The 2210-nt window shown below is 48.8% G+C and carries 4 protein-coding genes and 1 pseudogene; 4 read left to right on the forward strand and 1 reads right to left on the reverse strand.

The window, feature by feature from the left end; translation table 11 throughout:
• The coding region (locus H8A87_RS19510; protein ID WP_198691536.1) for a tyrosine-type recombinase/integrase at nt 1-266 on the forward strand (266 nt) is incomplete at its 5' end.
• Nucleotides 267-627: 361 nt separating this feature from the next.
• Here H8A87_RS19510 and H8A87_RS20125 read toward each other — a convergent pair.
• Entirely contained in the window at nt 628-1059 is a 432-nt protein-coding gene (locus H8A87_RS20125; RefSeq protein ID WP_232370386.1) for a hypothetical protein, read from the reverse strand.
• Nucleotides 1060-1144: 85 nt separating this feature from the next.
• On the opposite strand from H8A87_RS20125, the gene H8A87_RS19520 reads away from it, so the two are divergent.
• The 3 genes and pseudogenes from H8A87_RS19520 to H8A87_RS19530 all read left to right on the forward strand — a co-directional run.
• Nucleotides 1145-1522: a hypothetical protein gene (locus H8A87_RS19520; protein WP_198691537.1), complete on the forward strand. Its 378-nt coding sequence runs from the start codon at nt 1145-1147 to the stop codon at nt 1520-1522.
• A gap of 7 nt (nt 1523-1529) precedes the next feature.
• The gene (locus H8A87_RS19525; RefSeq protein WP_198691538.1) at nt 1530-1829 is read left to right on the forward strand and encodes a hypothetical protein; all 300 of its coding nucleotides are present in this window, start codon (nt 1530-1532) and stop codon (nt 1827-1829) included.
• A gap of 101 nt (nt 1830-1930) precedes the next feature.
• Nucleotides 1931-2210, forward strand: a pseudogene (locus tag H8A87_RS19530) (IS982 family transposase); the annotation flags it as partial.

The raw sequence follows: 2210 nt of genomic DNA on the forward strand, positions 1-2210 counted from the left end.
ATGCCCTGCATCGTGCCGAAGTAGAAAAACCGGGCGGGTGTCACCTGTTCCGCCATGTGATGGCGACGCAGATGCTGGAGAATGGCGCAGATACGCGGCATATCCAGGCCATACTGGGGCATGTCAGTCTGGAAACGACGCAAATTTATACACGCGTGGCCATCGGTCACTTGAAGGAAGTGCATCAGCAGACGCACCCGGCAGAGCGTGACCACCCGGCAAAGCGTGACCACCCGGCAAAGCCGGACACCGAACCGAACCCCTGACGCACCGGACAGCCCGATCCTCCCCGTTGAGTTCGCTGGGAGCGGTGCGGGGGCAGAGCGTGGCCGGACTGCCCGTTGGCCTTGGTGATAGCGGGGGTACGTGGGCAATGGTCGGCCTGAACAATCGTGTCCCCGTTAAGAATGTGCAGGCCGCCCAAAGCCCACTCAACATAATGTGAGGGAATTAGGCGAAACTCGCCGTTCATGTCCGTGCCAGTCAAGCACACCGCAAAGCGGCGCGCATCGCCTAATTAACATTATGTCTGCGCCCCCGCTGATTGGCATCGCAGGGTGCCGCCGCACAAGGCTGTGCCTTCTGCTGTCAGCACCTGAGCCAGTCCTCGGCAATCCGTGCTCTTCTTTAGCTGCCCTGCCCTGCCACGTCCGGCCAACATCCCTGTAGGCAGGTCGGCCTGCGGCCTCCGTTAATTGACCTCCCCCGCCCCAACCCCGCTGCACTGGCTGCGCGTGGCTCGCAGTCGCAAGCTCCTTGCTCGTTGCCGTGCTCACCCATCTCCGCCCCGTGCAGCCCCCGCAGGGGGCTTCCCAGTTGGGTTCGTCGCTGGCAACAAAACGGGGCATGGCGTAACCCACGGTGCACAGGAGCGTCGCTGGCAGGCTCTCTGCCGCCCGCACCCGCAGAACGGCCGCCCGCCGTCCGGTAAACCGGACGACGTTCGCCCGTTGTCGAAAAATCCCAAAGTGCACATTGGCGAGTTGGGTTCGCGGAAATGACCCGAAGCAGTAAAAACGGATTTTTAATCGTCTGATATTGAAAGAAAAAATCACGCAAAAAAGTATGACTGCACCCGAACCCGTTTGAAGACCCGATCGGGCTGCTGGGCGGGTTTAATCCGTATTCCTATGTGCATAATCCGTTGTCTTGGGTTGACCCATTTGGGTTGGTAAAATGCCCAACTTCTCCTGAAAAAATCAATCTAACTAAAGATGGTGTTCAGCATGTTAAGGATAGACATGTAGGTAATGTTCAAGGTTGGTCACATAAGAGTAAGTGGACTCTTAATAATGCCGACGTTAAATCGACCATAAGGGATGTATTCCGTAATCCAGATAGAATTATTCGTGATGGTGATCGTTTTATATATGAAAAAACTTTGAGAAGGAATGTAGGTATAACCCCAGAGGGTGAAATATTAAATAAAGTAAGGGTTGTGACTGAATCAAATGGTGATCTAGTTACAGCATTCCCGCAAAGTATGTTTAAAGATCTTAAGCCAACAGATGTAATTTTTTGAGGATATTATGGGACTAGATATACATTTCACGACAAAGGATGATGAGATTATTCATGTTGTTATGAGTGAAACTCTACATTCAAATATATTCTCCTCTTCAACGAGATGGAGTAGTGCAAAGAATTTAAGAAAGATTAAGGATTACTATAAAACTGATTGTCTATTGAAGAATCAGGATGCACGTTCTTTTATTCATGAACTGTCAGAAATGGAAGATAGAATCATCGAAGGAAAAGATGAGTTGTATAAGATCATTGAAAGAATAAGCGGAAAAACAATCAGTTTTGTTAGAATAAGCGGTGATTAACCTGAACTCTGGATAAGGAAGAAAAGAAAAAAAGGAACTAAGTGCCTGAGGCACGATCAAAGTTTTTGCTCAGAAAACAAAATCGTGGGGATCCTCAGGCTATGATGACTTTAGAAGAACTTTATTGCTGTGTCGATGATTTTTGCCAAAAATTTATTCCGATTTGGGAACAACAGCTTATCGAAAACAATCTGCTTAAACGTCATCGCACAACCTCCTTGTCCCTCAGTGAAGTGATGACCATCCTGATTTTATTTCACATGAGCCATTATCGTCATTTCAAAGCCTTTTATACAGAACACGTGCAACCATTCCTTACCACTGATTTTCCCGGATTGGTGAGCTATAACCGAATAATCACATTGACGAAAAGAGCCATTA

Origin of the sequence: Xenorhabdus lircayensis, assembly GCF_016306625.1 — a bacterium.
GTDB classification, from domain to species: Bacteria; Pseudomonadota; Gammaproteobacteria; order Enterobacterales; family Enterobacteriaceae; genus Xenorhabdus; species Xenorhabdus lircayensis.